This is a genomic window from Mycobacterium sp. pW045 (assembly GCF_041287085.1).
GTDB classification, from domain to species: Bacteria; Actinomycetota; Actinomycetes; order Mycobacteriales; family Mycobacteriaceae; genus Mycobacterium; species Mycobacterium algericum_A.
On the sequence record NZ_JBGGKU010000018.1, the window covers coordinates 22,703 to 38,456 of the forward strand.

At 70.5% G+C, this 15,754-nt stretch carries 17 protein-coding genes; 7 read left to right on the plus strand and 10 right to left on the minus strand.

The features are described from left to right. The first annotated feature begins 45 nt into the window (after window positions 1–45). Together ACAG20_RS20770 and menE are read left to right on the plus strand one after the other, a co-directional pair. The gene (locus tag ACAG20_RS20770; RefSeq protein ID WP_112684521.1) at window positions 46–348 is read left to right on the plus strand and encodes a DUF3349 domain-containing protein; all 303 of its coding nucleotides are present in this window, start codon (window positions 46–48) and stop codon (window positions 346–348) included. 38 nt (window positions 349–386) lie between these two features. Further along, window positions 387–1,487 (plus strand): o-succinylbenzoate--CoA ligase, encoded by a 1,101-nt coding sequence (gene menE / locus ACAG20_RS20775; protein ID WP_370493964.1) that lies wholly within the window; start codon window positions 387–389, stop codon window positions 1,485–1,487. A 20-nt stretch (window positions 1,488–1,507) separates the two neighbouring features. Here menE and ACAG20_RS20780 read toward each other — a convergent pair whose 3' ends face one another. Next, entirely contained in the window at window positions 1,508–3,403 is a 1,896-nt protein-coding gene (locus ACAG20_RS20780) for a hypothetical protein (RefSeq protein WP_370493965.1), read from the minus strand. A gap of 120 nt (window positions 3,404–3,523) precedes the next feature. On the opposite strand from ACAG20_RS20780, the gene ACAG20_RS20785 reads away from it, so the two are divergent. Continuing rightward, the gene (locus tag ACAG20_RS20785; RefSeq protein WP_370493966.1) at window positions 3,524–5,005 is read left to right on the plus strand and encodes a hypothetical protein; all 1,482 of its coding nucleotides are present in this window, start codon (window positions 3,524–3,526) and stop codon (window positions 5,003–5,005) included. Here ACAG20_RS20785 and ACAG20_RS20790 read toward each other — a convergent pair. Next, the gene (locus ACAG20_RS20790; protein ID WP_370493967.1) at window positions 4,969–5,745 is read right to left on the minus strand and encodes an S-methyl-5'-thioadenosine phosphorylase; all 777 of its coding nucleotides are present in this window, start codon (window positions 5,743–5,745) and stop codon (window positions 4,969–4,971) included. The two genes, ACAG20_RS20785 and ACAG20_RS20790, sit on opposite strands and share 37 nt — an antisense overlap. Before the next feature lie 84 nt (window positions 5,746–5,829). Between ACAG20_RS20790 and ACAG20_RS20795 the strand changes: the two genes are divergently transcribed. Next, entirely contained in the window at window positions 5,830–6,708 is an 879-nt protein-coding gene (locus ACAG20_RS20795) for a 1,4-dihydroxy-2-naphthoate polyprenyltransferase (RefSeq protein WP_370493968.1), read from the plus strand. A gap of 62 nt (window positions 6,709–6,770) precedes the next feature. On the opposite strand, the gene ACAG20_RS20800 is transcribed toward ACAG20_RS20795, so the two are convergent. After that, window positions 6,771–7,073 carry a DUF4229 domain-containing protein gene (locus ACAG20_RS20800; protein ID WP_370493969.1) on the minus strand — a complete coding sequence of 101 codons (303 nt, stop codon included), beginning with the start codon at window positions 7,071–7,073 and terminating at the stop codon, window positions 6,771–6,773. A gap of 70 nt (window positions 7,074–7,143) precedes the next feature. On the opposite strand from ACAG20_RS20800, the gene ACAG20_RS20805 reads away from it, so the two are divergent. Beyond that, complete coding sequence (locus ACAG20_RS20805) at window positions 7,144–7,293, plus strand: hypothetical protein (protein ID WP_013827471.1); 150 nt, start codon at window positions 7,144–7,146, stop codon at window positions 7,291–7,293. A gap of 18 nt (window positions 7,294–7,311) precedes the next feature. Here ACAG20_RS20805 and ACAG20_RS20810 read toward each other — a convergent pair whose 3' ends face one another. The 7 genes from ACAG20_RS20810 to hemL form a co-directional block, all read right to left on the minus strand. After that, window positions 7,312–8,652 (minus strand): MinD/ParA family protein, encoded by a 1,341-nt coding sequence (locus ACAG20_RS20810; RefSeq protein ID WP_370493975.1) that lies wholly within the window; start codon window positions 8,650–8,652, stop codon window positions 7,312–7,314. A gap of 79 nt (window positions 8,653–8,731) precedes the next feature. Then, window positions 8,732–9,709 carry a c-type cytochrome biogenesis protein CcsB gene (gene ccsB / locus ACAG20_RS20815; protein ID WP_370493970.1) on the minus strand — a complete coding sequence of 326 codons (978 nt, stop codon included), beginning with the start codon at window positions 9,707–9,709 and terminating at the stop codon, window positions 8,732–8,734. Continuing rightward, window positions 9,710–11,260 carry a cytochrome c biogenesis protein ResB gene (locus tag ACAG20_RS20820; protein WP_370493976.1) on the minus strand — a complete coding sequence of 517 codons (1,551 nt, stop codon included), beginning with the start codon at window positions 11,258–11,260 and terminating at the stop codon, window positions 9,710–9,712. Window positions 11,261–11,397: 137 nt separating this feature from the next. Next, window positions 11,398–12,186 carry a cytochrome c biogenesis CcdA family protein gene (locus ACAG20_RS20825; protein ID WP_370493971.1) on the minus strand — a complete coding sequence of 263 codons (789 nt, stop codon included), beginning with the start codon at window positions 12,184–12,186 and terminating at the stop codon, window positions 11,398–11,400. Beyond that, window positions 12,183–12,800 (minus strand): TlpA disulfide reductase family protein, encoded by a 618-nt coding sequence (locus ACAG20_RS20830; RefSeq protein WP_370493972.1) that lies wholly within the window; start codon window positions 12,798–12,800, stop codon window positions 12,183–12,185. The genes ACAG20_RS20825 and ACAG20_RS20830 overlap by 4 nt, the downstream gene beginning before the upstream one ends. Window positions 12,801–12,802: 2 nt before the next feature. Next, a complete protein-coding gene (locus tag ACAG20_RS20835) occupies window positions 12,803–13,405 on the minus strand; it encodes a histidine phosphatase family protein (protein WP_370493973.1) in 603 nt (200 codons plus the stop codon). Continuing rightward, window positions 13,405–14,733 carry a glutamate-1-semialdehyde 2,1-aminomutase gene (gene hemL, locus ACAG20_RS20840; protein ID WP_370493977.1) on the minus strand — a complete coding sequence of 443 codons (1,329 nt, stop codon included), beginning with the start codon at window positions 14,731–14,733 and terminating at the stop codon, window positions 13,405–13,407. The genes ACAG20_RS20835 and hemL overlap by 1 nt, the downstream gene beginning before the upstream one ends. Before the next feature lie 85 nt (window positions 14,734–14,818). Between hemL and ACAG20_RS20845 the strand changes: the two genes are divergently transcribed. After that, a complete protein-coding gene (locus tag ACAG20_RS20845; protein WP_370493974.1) occupies window positions 14,819–15,202 on the plus strand; it encodes a nitroreductase family deazaflavin-dependent oxidoreductase in 384 nt (127 codons plus the stop codon). A gap of 2 nt (window positions 15,203–15,204) precedes the next feature. Continuing rightward, complete coding sequence (locus ACAG20_RS20850; RefSeq protein ID WP_112684507.1) at window positions 15,205–15,585, plus strand: nitroreductase family deazaflavin-dependent oxidoreductase; 381 nt, start codon at window positions 15,205–15,207, stop codon at window positions 15,583–15,585. Window positions 15,586–15,754 lie beyond the last annotated feature (169 nt).

The following is a 15,754-nucleotide window of genomic DNA, read 5'->3' on the forward strand; positions in this document are numbered from 1 at the left end:
GGTCGCGGACATGTTCGATCGGCGACGCGGGAAGGGTGACGCGAGATGAACAAATTTCTCACCTCGATCGTCGCCTGGCTGCGCGCCGGATATCCCGACGGTGTCCCGCAGACCGACTACATCCCGCTGCTGGCACTGCTGTCACGGCGGCTGACCAACGACGAGGTCAAGGCCGTCGCCGGCGAGCTGATCGGGCGGGGCGAATTCGACCACATCGACATCGGGGTGCTGATCGCCCGACTCACCAACGAACTGCCCGCCCAAGAAGATGTGGAGCGGGTGCGGGAGCGGTTGGCCGCCAAGGGCTGGCTGCTCGATGACGCCGCCAGCGGCGGAGGCACGCCATAGCCGTCCTGCGTGCGCTGGTCGTCCCAGCCGATGACGCGGTGTCGACGCTGCTGCCCGCCCTGCAGGACGTTCTCGACGGCCACAGCGCCGCGCTGACACCGGTCGCCGCCGACGGCGACCCCTCGATTCTGGCGGCCTTGCGGGTCGGTGAGCCCGTCGACGACGATGTCGCACTGGTGGTGACGACGTCGGGGACCACCGGGGCACCCAAAGGAGCACTGTTGTCCGGCGCGGCGCTGCGGGCCAGCGCGACAGCCACCGAGAACCGGTTGGGTGGTCCGGGCCGCTGGCTGCTGGCGTTACCGCCGCACCACATCGCCGGAATCCAGGTCGTGGTGCGCAGCCTGCTGGCCGGTACCACGCCGGTGCAGATCGACGTGGCAACGGGTTTCGACGTCGAGCAGTTGCCGGCCGCGGTTGCCGAACTCGGGTCCGGGCGGCGTTACACCTCGCTGGTGGCGACTCAACTCGCCAAGGCGCTGGAGGCTCCCGCGTCGACGGCCGCGCTGGCAGAACTCGATGCGGTGCTGCTGGGCGGCGGGCCGGCGCCGCAACCGATTCTGGATGCCGCGGCGGCCGCGGGCGTGCGGGTGGTGCGCACCTACGGCATGAGCGAGACTGCCGGCGGCTGCGTCTATGACGGCGTGCCGCTGTCCGGCGTGCGGGTGCGTATCGGCGACGACGGCCGGATCGCGCTTGGCGGGCCGACACTGGCCCGCGGCTATCGCAATCCCGTCGACCCGGACCCGTTCGCCGAGCCGGGCTGGTTCCACACCAATGACATTGGGGCGCTGGATTCTTCGGGACGTCTGAGTGTGCTCGGGCGCGCCGATGATGCGATCAGCACCGGCGGGCTGACCGTGTTGCCCGGACCGGTCGAAGCCGTGCTGTCGACCCATCCCGCGGTGGCCGACTGTGCGGTGTTCGGGGTCCCCGACGATCGGTTGGGCCAGCGCGTGGTGGCCGCGGTGGTGGTGGCCGGCGCCGAGCCGCCGACGCTGGCGGCGCTGCGCGCTCACATCGCGGGGTCTCTGGACGCCACCGCGGCACCGCGTGAGCTGCACATCGTCGCCGCATTGCCTCGCCGCGGGATCGGAAAACTGGATCGGAAATCGTTGGTGCGGCAGTTCTCTCGTTGAGGTGGGACGCTCACCGGGGGTCAGTCGCCGCCGCTGCCACCCGACGAACCGCCACTGGAACCACCGCCAGAACCGCCACCCGAGGAACCACCGCTCGAGCCACCGCTGGAACCGCCGCTCGAGCCACCGGAACTGCTCCCAGAGCCACCGGAGCCACCGCTCGCCCCCGAGGAACCGGACCCGCCCCCAGAACCACTGGAGCCACTGCCCGAACCACCGGAGCTACCGCCGGAACCACTACTCCCCGAGCCACCCGCGTCACTACCCGAACCACCGGTGGAGCCACCCGGACTACTGCCCGAACCATCGCCACCGGACCCGGTACTGCCGGACCCGGTACTGCCGGACCCCGTACTGCCGGACCCGGTACTGCCAGAGTCGCTGCCCGAGCCGTTGCCACCCGACCCGGAAGAGCTACCGCCGGAACTACCGCTATGCCCACCAGCCCCGCTGTCACCCGAGCCACCCGAGTCACTGCCCGACCCGCCCGGGTTACTACCAGAGCCGCTATCGTCGCCGCCCGTGCCGGTACCACCGGAGGGGCTTCCACCGGAATCGTCGGCGCCGGAACCGCTGCCCCCGGAATCGCTGCTCCCGGAACCACTTCCGCCCGAACCGTTTCCACCGGAACCGGTGCCGCCGGAGCCCGACTCTCCACCGGCGCCAGTACCGCCGGAGCCGGATCCGCCGGAGCCGGCATCGCCGCCCGAGCCGGTGCCCCCGGACCCGGCATCTCCGCCGGAGCCGGTACTCCCGGAGCCCGTATCTCCACCAGAGCCAGCACTGTCGCCGGAATGACCGCTGCCGGTTTCACCGCTACCGGAACCGATGTCTCCCCCGCCGATACCGCCGATACCGCCGGCGCCAGCACCATCGCGACCCGAACCACCCAGCCCACCGCGGCCACCATCAATGGGCCCGGGAATGATCGGGATCGGGATCGGGATCGGGAACGGGATCATCGCGGGACCCGGCGGCGCGGGCACCACCGGGGGCACGATCGGTGGCGGGGCAACCGCGGCCGGCGGCACCGGATCCACGGGAGCCACAACGGGATTGGGCGCGGGAGCCCGCGGAGCCGGCATGGGCGGAGGCTTCGGGGCCGGCAGCGCAGGAATGAAGTTGCCCGGCACCGGTTGCGGCTGCAGTGGCTGCGCCAACACCGGTGGCTCCACCTGGGTGGCCGCGGCGGTCGGGCGGATACCGACGGTGACGGCTACCGCCAGCGCGGCGCACCCCGCTACCAGAATCCCGCCGACCGAACTGCCGATCAGCAGGGCCCGGCCCACCGGCGGCGGCAACACCTCGGGCTCGTCGTCGCCACCGGATTCGTCGTAGGCCTCGTAGTCGCCGTAGCCGTCCTCGGCGTACTCCACCGGCAACAGTTCGGAGTCGTCATCGGTCATCGAGTACGCCAGCTGTTGTTCGGGCTCGGCGCCCGCTATCGCCGGCTCCGCCGTTGTGGCCGCCCCGCCCGCCGGGTCGATGCCGGGCAGCGGGGCGGCCGCCGTCGGCTCACCGGCAGTCGCCGCCGGTGCGGCCATCGTCGCATCGCCATCGGGCGCCGGCAGCATCGTCGTCTCGCCATCCTCGCCCTGCGCATTGCGCGCCAACGCCACCGCCGAACGCGCCGGCGACTGCTCGGAGACGTGCTCGACCCCGGCTTCGTCGAGCGCCCGGACAAGCTCGGCCAGCAACGCCGCATCCGACCAGCTCACCCGGGTGGCGGCCAGACGATGACCTTCGTCGGTCAGCATGCGGTGCGTGCCGATCACCGTCTCGGCCAGCGTTGCGACCGGATCCTGCGTGAGGTCGAGCATCGACTCGTCGAGCACGGCATCGCCGTAGGCGTCCGATTCCACCAGTGCCAAGCGGGCCAGCGCGCCGGTAACCGACACGCCCAGCGCGACATCCATGCCCGCGCCTCCTTCCGCCACCGGCTTCAATCAGCCAGTTTAGCGGCGCAAGACGACAGCAAAGCGGTTCGATAGCCGCTGATCAGCGGTGCGCAGCCGCGGCGCGGTTAAGGTGAGCTGGTGATCGCCGAGTCGACCCGGCGCTGGAACATCGGCCGTGATGTGACCGCGGCGGTGCTGCTGTGCGTTGCGCCGGCGCTGCCCTGGAGTCTGTATTTCGGAGCCGGGATTCCCGGCAGCGACACCAGGTTGTTCGCCGTGCTCGCCGCAGTAACCGTGCTCGCACTGGGGTCGGTGGCCGCCACCTACGCCGGCCCCTGGGGGATCCTGGGAACGCACGCCGATCCCGCACTGGCCGGGCGGCTGCGCCGACTGCTCAGCGCGCCCTACCTGCTGCTGGTGTTGGGCGTGGTGGTCGCCGATGTGGTGCAGACCATCCAGTACGGCGGCACCTCCCGGCCGCCCGGCGGGGTGGGCCCGGGCGCCTGGCTGGGCGTCGCGGGCGCAGTGCTGGCCGGGCAGCCGGTGCTGGCCGGTCCCGTCCGGTACTGGAGGCGCGGCGCCCGCCTGCTGGGCGACGCCGCGATCGCCGGGGCCGGCTGGAGCGTGCTGTTCAACCTGTACTGGCGAGTGCACTACGCCGTGCCCGATGTGCACTCGGCAAGCGACTTCGGCAGGACACACGCCGCCATCATCGCGACCGCCCTGGTCTACGGGGCGGTGGCGTGGATCACGGTGGCCACCGCATCACGGTGGATTCTGCGTCGCGACAAGGCATCACAGCTCTGCGTGGTGCTGCTCGGGGGAGCGGCCCTGCTGGCCGGTGTACTGGTGTGGGTGTTACCAGTGGGCCGGCTCATCGACAGCTTTCACGGTATCGCGCAGAACACCTCCACCGCGGGTGTCGGTTTCGAAGGTTACCTGGTGTGGGTGGCCACGGCGGCGATCTTCGCGGTGGCCGCGCTGCGCGACGCATCACCGGCAACCTGGCTGGGAGCGACACGGAATACCTTGCTGCTCATCATCGTCTGGTGCCTGGGCTCGGCTTTGATGCGCATCAACGACCTCGTCGCCGCGGTCGGCCTGGGTCTGCCGTATTCGCCGTATGACAGCGCCGCGATGGCGTCGTTCGACGTGGTGACCGCGGCGGTCGCGATCTGGTTGCGGATCAACCTGGCGAATCGGTCGATTCCGGCGGCCGCCCTGTGGTCGGTGGCCGCGGTGCTGTTCGGGTTCACGATCGCGCGCATCGTGGTCGGCGTCGGACTGGCCCCGCGGCTGCCGGATTCGCAGCGGGCCGATTCCCTGGCGCAGCCGGTGTACGGCAACGGCATCGCCCAGCAGATCACCAGCACCTTCGATGTGATGCTGTGCGGGCTGGCGTTGTGTGCGCTACTGGTCACGATCGTCGCGGGCCGATTCGCGCTGCCGGCCGACGACCGCCCCAAACCCGGCGACCCCGGCACCCCGCGGATCTTCCGGTCGACCGGATCCACCCGCCCAGTGCGAGCCGGCGGGCCGAAGATCTACCGGGGCGCTGACGATTCGGCGGGCGACGAGTCGATTCAGGGCAGCTCGAACGGCAGCTCAACGCCCTCGTAAGGCAGGCAGTGGGTGCAGGTGCGCTCTTCGTCGACCCGTTCGATCCCCCGGTGCACCAGCTTTTTGAACGGCTCGATGTTCTTCTGGAACTCCGCGAAGACGTCGACGACCTTCACCCCGCTGCCGACGTCGACACCGGCGTCCAGGTCGGTAACCAAAGCGATTGCGGCGTAACACATTTCCAGTTCGCGAGCCAGCACCGCCTCGGGATAGCCAGTCATATTGATCAGCCGGAAGCCGGCCGAAGCGAACCACTGGCTCTCGGCGCGAGTGGAGAATCGGGGGCCTTGGATCACCACCATGGTGGCGCCGTCGACGACATCGGGCAGGCCGGTCACCACCGAGCGCAGCGTCGGGCAGTACGGGTCGGCGAACTCGACGTGCACGCCGCCGCCGTCGAAATAGGTGTCGGCGCGCCCCCGAGTGCGGTCCACCAGCTGATCGGGCACCACCACCGAGCCGGGGGGCAACTCCGGGGTCAGGCTGCCGACCGCGCAGGGCGCGAGGATCCGCCGCACCCCCAGCGTGCGCAGCGCCCACATGTTGGCCCGATACGGCACGGTGTGCGCCGAATACTCGTGTCGTTCGCCGTGGCGCGGCAGAAACGCGACCTCGTGCCCGCCGACGGTGCCGATCATGATCTCGGCGCTGGGTTTGCCGTAGGGGGTGTCGCACTGCACGCGGCGCGCGTCGTCACCGAAGAACGAGTAGAAACCGCTACCGCCAACCACGCCCAGCATATTGCGCCGCTTCCTCCTCATCGCTTCGCGCTGCATCGTCAGCGCCGGGCAAGTCAGCCCCTCCCGCGTGCAAGGATCGTGCCCATGTCTGAAAGGGCCAGCTTTGCACAGTGGATCGAAGGTGCCCGTCCCCGCACCCTGCCCAATGCGATCGCCCCGGTGGTCGCCGGAACCGGCGCGGCGGCCTGGCTGGGCGCCGCGGTGTGGTGGAAGGCGCTGCTGGCGCTGACGGTCGCGGTGGCGCTGATCATCGGGGTGAACTTCGCCAACGACTACTCCGACGGCGTCCGCGGCACCGACGACGACCGGACCGGCCCGCTGCGGCTGGTGGGGTCGCGGCTGGCCAGCCCGCGCGCGGTGCTGACGGCGGCGATCATCGCGCTGTCGGTGGGCGCGCTGGCCGGGCTGGCGCTGGCGCTGGTCAGCGCCCCGTGGCTGCTGGCCGTCGGTGCGGCCTGTGTCGCCGGGGCGTGGTTCTACACCGGCGGATCACGGCCCTACGGCTACGCCGGGTTCGGCGAGATCGCGGTGTTCGTGTTCTTCGGCCTGGTCGCGGTGCTGGGCACCCAGTACACCCAGGCACTGCGGGTGGACTGGGTCGGGGTGATGCTGGCGGTCGGTGTCGGCGCGCTGTCGTCGGCGGTGCTGGTGGCCAACAATCTGCGCGACATCGCCACCGACGAACCGGCCGGCAAGATCACCCTGGCGGTGCGACTGGGCGATGCCCGCACCAGGGTGCTGTTTCAGCTGCTGGTCGCGGCGGCCGGCGTGCTGACGTTCGCGCTGATGCGGGCCACGCCGTGGTGTGCGGCTGGGTTCGTCGCCACCCCGCTGGCACTGCGGGCCATCGCCCCGGTGCGCGCCGGGCAGCGCGGTGTCGCGCTGATCCCGGTGCTGCGCGACACCGGACTGACGATGCTGGTGTGGGCGCTCGCCGAGGCAACCGCGTTGACGCTGAGCTGAGGGCGCACGTTACTTGCACTTTCCCGCCACCGGTTCAGCCTCAACGGGAGAGGCAAACGCGCTCACTCCCCGCGCAGCCGGGCCTGCAGATCCGCACGGTCGCGCCGGCGCCGCTCGCCGGCCGCGGCCATGCTCTCGGTGGCGCGCCGGCGCAGCGGAGTGAAGATCCACATGCCCAACGGCAGCGCGATGATCAGCGCCAACAGCATCGCGATGGTCGGCGGGAAGTCGCTCAGGCCGACCAGCCGCACCAGCCCGTAGATCACCGCGCTCAGCACCACCACCAGCGCCAGCCGGGCAGCCGTGTACACCGCCACATCGATCACTGCACGGCCCATCCGGGGCTCATCCTCTGTCACGGTCATCAAGCCTACTGTCGGCCCGGCACGGCTTCGGAGCCACTAACGGTATATTCGGCGCCAGGAGGTGTCGAGAGTGCTCTACCTGCTCCTCATCCTGGCCCTGGGGACACTGGTCTACCTCGGTCTGCGCGCCAGCCGGTCGCGGCCGAAGACGCGTGTCATCGGGCCGGATGACGATCCGGATTTCCTGTGGAAACTCAGCCAGGGCGATAACCAGCCGTAGCGCGCTGACCGCGCTCCGCTACACGAAGTGCTGGTTGAACCGGTCGTCGCCCGGGAACGCCTCGGCGACCACGGCGGCCAGCTCGACCAGGGCCTCGCGGGTCTCGCGCTTGAGGCGCATCATGTCGATCTCGGCGCCCTCCTCCAGGTGTGGGTCGAACGGCACCAGCCGCACCGCGCGACACCGCCGGGAGAAGTGATCGACCACCTTCTGCATGTCGACCTTGCCCGACCGCGGCCGCACCGCGTTGATGACGGCGATCGAGTTGCGCACCAGTTCCTCGTGGCCGTGGGCGTCCAGCCAGTCCAGCGTCGCCGACGCGCTGCGTGCGCCGTCGACCGAGCCGGAGCTGACCACGATCATGGTGTCTGCCTTGGCCAGCACCGCCGACATGGCCGAGTGCATCAGGCCGGTGCCGCAGTCGGTGAGGACCAGGCTGTAGAACCGCTCCAGCACCTGCAGGGTGCGGGCGTAGTCCTCGGCGCTGAACGCCTCCGACACCGCCGGATCGGTCTCCGAGGCCAGCACCTCCAGCCGGCTGGGCCCCTGGTTGGTGTAGCTGCGGACGTCGCTGTAGCGCTGGATGCCGTCGGCGTCGCGCAGCAGGTGGCGCACGGTGGCCGGGGTCTCCATCGGCACCTTCTGGCTCAGCGTGCCCCGGTCCGGGTTGGCGTCCACGGCCACCACCCGGTCGCCGCGGATGGAGGCGAAGGTAGCGCCCAGGGTCGCGGTGACGGTCGTCTTGCCGACGCCGCCCTTCAGCGACAGCACCGCGATCCGGTGACAGCCCTGCAGCGGCCGGTTGACCTGCACCACCAGGTCGTTGAAGCGGGCGGTCCGCGGGCTCTCCCCGACGTTGATCAACTGCCCGGACAGCACATAGAGCAGCCGGCGCCAGCCGGACGTCGGCGGCGGCTTGACCTGCCGCAACAGCGAGGTGGTGGACAGGTCCGAAAACGGCGCGATGGGCTCCGCCGGGCGATACGGGGCGCTTCCCGCGCCACCGGGGCCGCCGGCCTGACCGCCGTAGTAGACCGGCGGCGGGTTCTCCATCGGCTGCGGCATCCAGGTCGTCGGTCCGGCCTTCCACTGCTGTTGCTGGGACTGGGTCTCGGCGGGCGCCGGCCACGGGTCAAGCGGTTCTGCGAACCGGCGTTCGGTGCGGAAGCCGCCGAAGGACCGGGTCACGGAACCATCGGCGCCCTCGTTCTGCTGCTGCAACGATCCGGTGTCCGGATCACCGCCAGGGGCCTCATCCGCCCCGGTGACCTGCTGATACGGCCGGAACTGGGTGGTCGGGTGATCCGTCATCTCGTGGCCCTGGGTGGCGTCACCCGGTGCATGGTCGGACACTGATATCTCCCCCATCAGTTGGGTCGAGTCGGTGGGCAGTAAGCGCAGGGTAGCGCAGGCGCCCTAACGCTTTCTGTCAGCAGTGTTAGCCGACTCCGGCATACGAGTGCAGTCCCACCGTCACCAGATTGACGAAGAACAGGTTGAAAATCATCGCCACGAAGCCGGCGACGTTGATCCAAGCCGCCTTGTAATCGCGCCACCCGGCCGTCGACCTGGCATGCAGATAGGCGGCGTAGATGATCCAGGCGACGAACGAGACCGTCTCCTTGGGGTCCCAGCCCCAGTAGCGGCCCCAGGCTCCTTCGGCCCAGATTGCGCCGAAGATCACGCCGAAACCGAACACCGGGAACGCGAAGATGGTCGTCCGGTAGGCGATGCGGTCCAAGGTCTGCGCGTCCGGCAACCGGCGCACCATCCGGGCCAGCGCACCGGGCGCGTCGGGGTCACTCAGCCGCGTCGATCGCACCAGAAACAGGATGCTGGCCACCCCGGCGACCAGGAACACTCCGGAGCCGATGCTGACCACCGAGACGTGGATCGGCAGCCAGTAGGACTGCAGCGCGGGCATCACCGGGGCGGCGGTGGCATACAGCCAGCGCCCGGAGATCGTGAGCAGGATCAGCACCGGCAGCAGCACGAACACCCACAGGCTGCGGTATTGCGGACGGCGCAGCGCGACCGCGGCGGCCAGCAGGCCCGAGAAGCAGGTCAGGTTGATGAACTCGTACATGTTGCCCCACGGCGGGCGCAGCGTGGCGGCGCCGCGGAACACGATGCAGGCCAGCAGCAGCGCGATGCCCAGGTAGACCAGGGCCAGCCCGGCCCGGCCCACCCGCTCGTCGAACGCTCGCCGCGGCGCCGGCACCACCACGCCGGGGGTGGCGCTGTCGGCGCTGACCTTCCCGGCCGGTACCAGCTCGGCCTCGGCGGAGCTGCGGGCGCGGCTGTAGGCCAGTTCGACGGCCAGCAGCAGCAGCGCGATCACCAGCACGATCAGCGCCGAGGTGAACGACCAGTCGGAGTAGCGTGCCAGCCCGACGTCGATATGGGTGCTATTCATCTAGTCCTCCTTGCCGGTGTCGAACCCGGCCAGCAATCGAGTGGTCAGTCGCTCGAACTCGTCACCCCAACCGGAGTTGTCGGTGCGTGCCAGGCCGCCCAGCTCGACGTTGACGGTACCGGCCTGCCGCGTCGGCTCCGCGGTGATCCGGATCCAGACCCGGCGGCGGCGCACTGCCAGCGACACCACCAGTCCGGCCATCATCGTCATCGCGAACACCAGCACCCAGATGTCGGCCGGATCGTGGGACACCTGGATGTTGACGAACGGCACCGCGCCGTCGAACCGCACCAGGGTGCCGTCGTCGAGGCGGATGTGTTCACCGGCCTTCAGGTTGGATCGGGCCACCTTGGTCATCCGGCCCTGGTGGATCAGCCGGGAGTCCAGCGTGAACAGTCCCTGCGGACGGCCGGTGTCCAGGCCGGTGTCACCGCGATAGACGTCGATGGCCACCGCGGGATCGCGCAGCGCCGGGAACGCCGACGACAGCAGTTTGTTGTCGAGTTCCTCGGTCGGCGCGAACAACCCCTGGATCCCGATCTGGTGTTTGCGCCGCTCGCCCGGATCGGGATAGGTCCCGGCCGGCGGGTCGAAGCGCATGGCGCCCGACGACAGCAGGGTCAACGGGTTGTCCGGACGGAACTGCACCGTCTGGGTGCGGGTCTGCCCGTCGGGGAAGACCACGGTGAAGGTGGGCGCGTAACCGTGGCCCTGCAGGTAGGCCCGCACGCCGCCCACCCGCAGCGGATGGTTGACCTCCAGCAGGTACGGGCGCCACTGGTCGGTGCTCAGATCATCGCCGACCTGGTAGTCGATGTGCGCGGTGTACGCGGTGGCCAACCCGGAGTCCAGGTAGTTGGCGTCGAAGTCGTGGACCCGGATGCACATCGGGTGCAGCCGGGTGCCGTCGACGGTGGTGCCGGCGCGGAACGAGTCGAACGCCGCGGGTGAGGCCGAACAGAACCCCGGACCGCCGTCGGCGATGACCATCACGTTGCCCTCGTAGCCGAACAGCCGGCCTGCCGCGACCGCGGCCAGCAGGCCCAGCAGCGCGAAATGGAATGTGAGGTTCCCGAACTCGCGCAGATACCCCTTCTCCGCGGAGATCTCGACGGTGGTCTTCGGTGGCGACCCGCTGCGATCGCCACGGCTCTCATGCGAACGGGTGATGCGCCGCCAGCCCCGCAGCCGCCCGGCCAGCTCGGCGCCGAGCTCGTCGGGATCGCCGACCAGCTGCGCCTCGGCGTGCTTGGGAAGCCGGGCCAGGTTGCGCGGCGCGGCGACCGGGGTGGCGCGCAGGTTACGCAGATGCTCCAGCGTCCGCGGGGTCAGGCAGCCGACCAGCGAGATGCACAGCAGCACGTAGATGGCGGTGAACCAGAAACTGGAGAAGACGTCGAACGCCTCCAACTCGTCCAGCCACGGTCCCATCACCGGGTGCAGCGCCAGGTACTCGTCGACCTTGGCGGCGTTGAGGTTGCGTTGCGGTAGCAGCGCCCCGGGGATGGCGGCCAGCGCGAGGAGGAACAGCAGCACCAGCGCGGTGCCCATAGACGTCAGCGCCCGCCAGGTGTTACGCAGCAGCGCGAGCAGTCGCGAAAGCCCCTTGAACCGCGGTGTTTTGGGGGCGTTGGCGTCTGCTCGCGGGGGTGATGTGGCGGTGCCCGCCGACGGGGGTGAGGTAGCCATCAGATCGGCAGCCTGACATCGGAGACCAGTCCGTCGCGCACCGCGGCCACGAAGTGACCCCAGGCGCCGGTGACCAACGCCAAGCCGACCGCGATCAGCAGCACCCCGCCCAGGATCTGGATGGTCCGGGTGTGCCGGCGCAGCCAGCCCAGCCCGGCCACCGCGCTGGCCGAGCCGAAGGCCAGCGCCACGAACGGGATGCCCAGCCCCAGGCAGTAGGCGATCACCAGCACCACCCCGCGGGCCACGCCGGAGCCGTCGGTGGCCGAGGCGACCGCAATCACCCCGGTCAGGGTCGGCCCCAGGCACGGTGTCCAGCCCAGCGCGAACACCGCCCCCAGCAGCGGCGCGCCCAGCACCGTCGAGAGCTGCCGCGGATTGAAGCGGACCTGGCGTTGCAGCGCCGGGACGAAGCCGATGAACACCAGTCCCATCGCGATGGTCACCACACCGCCGATCCGCTCCAGCAGCACCTGGTTGCTGATCAATGTGGTGGTCATGCCCAGCACCGCGATCGAGCCCAGCAGGAACACCGCGGTGAACCCGGCGACGAACAGTGCCGCTGACCCCGCCACCCGCCACCTCGCCGCCGGTGGGGCTTGCAGCGGGCCGCCGCCCGGTGGTGCTGCTCGCTCCTCGATACCGACCACCGCCGCCAGGTACGACAGGTAGCCCGGCACCAACGGCACGACGCACGGCGAGGCGAAGGAGACCAGCCCGGCCAGCGCCGACACCGCGACGGCCAGCAGCAGCGGGCCGGTGGTGGCGATCGCGGTCAGGCTGCTCACTGCGGCGCCCCGGTGCTTTCCGCGCTTTCAGCGCTTTCTGAGACCAGCCGTGCCACCACCGGTCGCACGTCTTCGGCGAGCACCTCGCGCAGGAACACCGCCGCCACCCGGTGTTGCCGGTCGAGCACCATGGTCGCCGGGATGACCGACGACGGAAACCGGCCTCCGAAGGCGATCATGGTGCGCATCGCCGGGTCGTAGATCGACGGATAGCTGATTTTGCGGTCGGTGATGAAGTCACGGGGCGCCTGTGGTTCGGGGTCGCGGACGTCGATGCCCAGGAACGCCACTCCCTGCGAGCGGGTCTCGTCGTAAACCTGCTGCAGTTGGGAGATCTCGGTGCGGCACGGTCCGCACCACTGCCCCCACACGTTGAGCACCACGACCTTGCCGGCGAAGTCGTTGACGCCGATGGTGCGCGACGGGTCCATCAGGTCGGGCCCGGAGATCGGGCCGGGCTTCCCACGTTCCTGTGGCGGGTCGTAGAAGATGTCGGTCTTGCCGCCGGGCGAGACGAACTCGAAGGTGCCGCCGTGGGTGACGGCGTCATCACCGGTCGAGCAGCCCGAGACCAGGGCGGCCGCCACCACCCCGGCGATCAGTACCGCCCGCATCGTCAACCGCCGGACGGGACACGGTAGTCGACGTCGACCAGCCGATCACCGTCATAGATCAGCGTGGTCACCGAACCCACGTCGCACTGGCGCCGGCGCGGATCGTGCCAGAGCCGGTTGCCGCTGAGGTGTTGCCGCACCGTCCACACCGGCAGCTGGTGGCTGACGCACACCACCTCGCGACCGGCGGCACGGGACCGCGCCTTGTCCACCGCGGTGGCCATCCGCGCGGCGATCTCGGCATACGGCTCGCCCCAGGTCGGGGTGAGCGGGTTGCGCAGATGCCACCAGTACCGCGGGTTGCGCCAGGCGCCGTCTCCGGGCGAGACCCGTTTGCCCTCGAAGACGTTGGTGGACTCGATGAGGTTCTCGTCGGTGTCGACCGGCAGGTCGTGTCGGGCGGCGATCGGCGCGGCGGTCTCCTGGGCGCGCTGCAGCGGCGACGCGATGACGGCGACGATGTCGCGGTCGGCCAGCATCTCGGCGGCGGCGACGGCCTGCGCGCGGCCCTTCTCGGAGAGCCGGAAGCCGGGGATGCGGCCGTAGAGAATGCCGTCGGGATTGTGGACCTCGCCGTGGCGGATCAGGTGTACGCGGGTCTGCATCAGGGTTTCGGCTCTCCGGTGGTGGCGGCGGCGCGGGCGGCGGCCGGCAGTGCCGCGGCGATGCGCTCGAAGGCGTCGTCGGTGAGCGCCGCCGAGACGAACCAGGCCTCGAAGGCGCTGCAGGGCGGGTAGACGCCGGCGTCCAGCAACGCGTGGAAGAACGCCGGGAACCGCCAGGTCTGGCTGGCCTTGGCGGCGGCGAAATCGGTGACCGGCTGCTCGGCGAAGAACACGCTGAACATGTTGCCGGCACGCGGAATCTGGTGCGGCACACCGGCGTCGGTCAACGCTTGCGACAGCAGCGCGGTCAGCCGGTCGGCGTTCTTGTCGAGGGCGGCGTAGACGTCGGCGTCGGCGGCACGCAGGGTGGCCAGCCCGGCGGCGGTGGCCACCGGGTTCCCGGACAGCGTGCCGGCCTGATAGACCGGGCCCAGCGGTGCCAGCCGGTCCATCACCTCGGCGCGGCCGCCGAACGCCGCGGCCGGCAACCCGCCGCTGATCACCTTGCCGAAGGTGAACAGGTCGGCGTCCACCGGATCGAGCCCGTACCAGCCGCTGGCGCTGACCCGGAAGCCGGTCATCACCTCATCGACGATCAGCAGCGCCCCGTGTTCGCTCGCGATCGCCCGCAGCTCGGCGTTGAAGCCGGGCGCCGGCGCCACCACGCCCATGTTGCCGGGGCTGGCCTCGGTGATGACCGCGGCGATCTGATCGCCGAACTCGCTGAACGCTCCGCGCACCGCAGCAACGTCGTTGTAGGGCAACACGATGGTGTCGGCGGCGGTGGCACCGGTGACGCCCGGCGACGACGGCAGCCCCAGGGTGGCCACCCCGGAGCCGGCGTCGGCCAGCAGCGCGTCGACGTGGCCGTGGTAGCAGCCGGAGAACTTGACCACCTTGGCGCGCCCGGTGAAGCCGCGGGCCAGCCGCAACGCACTCATGGTGGCCTCGGTGCCGGAGTTGACCAGCCGGATCTTGCTCACCGGCGGCATCCGGGCGATGATCTCGGCGGCCAGCTCGGTCTCGGTGCGCGTCGGCGCCCCGAACGACAGCCCGCCGCCGGCGGCCTCACGGACCGCGTCGACGACCGCCGGATGGGCATGGCCGAGGATCATCGGGCCCCAGGAACAGACCAGGTCGACGTAGCGGTTGCCGTCGGCGTCGGTGAGCCAGCAACCCTGGGCGCGCTCGATGAACGGCGGGGTGCCGCCGACGGCGGCGAAGGCGCGGACCGGCGAGTTCACCCCGCCTGGGGTGACCGCGCAGGCCTGGTCGAACAGCCGCGCGGATGCCGCCGTAACACGATCCGCACTAACCACGACGACCAGTGTCCCAGCTCGCGCGGCCCCGCCGACTACAGGGTGTAGTTGACGGGGGTTGAGGTGATCGCGTGCTCGGGGTTGGATGACCATCATGCAACTACCGCAACGGCTGGCCCGGTTCAACCGGCACGTCACCAACCCGATCCAGCGGATGTGGGCCGGGTGGGCGCCCTCTTTCGGCATCCTCGAGCACGTCGGGCGACGCTCCGGCAAGGCCTACCGCACCCCGCTGAGCGTGTTCAGCACCGATGACGGGGTCGCGATCCTGCTCACCTACGGCCCCGACCGCGACTGGCTGAAGAACATCGTCGCCGCCGGTGGCGGCAAGATGCGCCGCCACGGCAAGACCTTCGCGGTGAGCAACCCGCACGTGGTCACCAAGGCCGAGGCGGCACCGCACGTGCGCGGCCACGCGCAGGCGGTCTTCGCGCGGCTGCCGTTCGAGCAGGCGGTGCTGCTGACCAGGCAGGACTGAGGGTGCAGTTCTCCGAGCGCCGCGCCCGGTTCAACCGGGTGGTGACCAATCCGCTGTTCCGCCCGATCTCGGGCTTCGTGCCGATGTGGTCGATCATCGAGCACACCGGCCGTCGCTCCGGTGCGACGTACCGCACCCCGGTCTCGATGTTCCACACCGCCGGCGGCGTCGCGGTGCTGCTGCCCTACGGCACCGGCCGGGACTGGGTGAAGAACCTGCGGGCGGCCAACGGCGGGCGAGCCAAGATGGGTGGTAAGACCTTTGCCGTCACCAACCCGCGGGTGGTGCCGACCGCCGAAGCCGCCGGGCTGCTGAAGTCGCCGTGGCGCCAACTGCTCGGGCGGGTGGGGGTGGCTCACACCCTGCTGCTGGACCGGGCCTGACGCCGGCGGCGCGCTACCCCGGTTCGGTGCCGGGTGCGCCCGGCTGCCCCGGAGTTCCACCCGGGTTGCCGGCCCCGCCGGCGCCCGCCGCGCCGGCCGCGCCGGCCTCGATGCCATCGCCGCCGTTGCCGCCGTCACCACCGCCCCCGCCCGGACCGATCGATCCGCC

Coding starts and splice junctions, on each gene's coding strand:
- ACAG20_RS20820 (WP_370493976.1), bottom strand. CDS start 11,260: ATGGGCACCGCGCTGGTGCTGCTGTTCCTCCTCGCGCTGGCCGCCATC.
- ACAG20_RS20770 (WP_112684521.1), top strand. CDS start 46: ATGAACAAATTTCTCACCTCGATCGTCGCCTGGCTGCGCGCCGGATAT.
- ACAG20_RS20780 (WP_370493965.1), bottom strand. CDS start 3,403: ATGGATGTCGCGCTGGGCGTGTCGGTTACCGGCGCGCTGGCCCGCTTG.
- ACAG20_RS20795 (WP_370493968.1), top strand. CDS start 5,830: ATGTCTGAAAGGGCCAGCTTTGCACAGTGGATCGAAGGTGCCCGTCCC.
- ACAG20_RS20800 (WP_370493969.1), bottom strand. CDS start 7,073: ATGACCGTGACAGAGGATGAGCCCCGGATGGGCCGTGCAGTGATCGAT.
- ACAG20_RS20830 (WP_370493972.1), bottom strand. CDS start 12,800: ATGCGGGCGGTACTGATCGCCGGGGTGGTGGCGGCCGCCCTGGTCTCG.
- ACAG20_RS20845 (WP_370493974.1), top strand. CDS start 14,819: ATGCAACTACCGCAACGGCTGGCCCGGTTCAACCGGCACGTCACCAAC.
- ACAG20_RS20790 (WP_370493967.1), bottom strand. CDS start 5,745: ATGCTGGGCGTGGTTGGCGGTAGCGGTTTCTACTCGTTCTTCGGTGAC.
- ccsB (WP_370493970.1), bottom strand. CDS start 9,709: ATGAATAGCACCCATATCGACGTCGGGCTGGCACGCTACTCCGACTGG.
- ACAG20_RS20835 (WP_370493973.1), bottom strand. CDS start 13,405: ATGCAGACCCGCGTACACCTGATCCGCCACGGCGAGGTCCACAATCCC.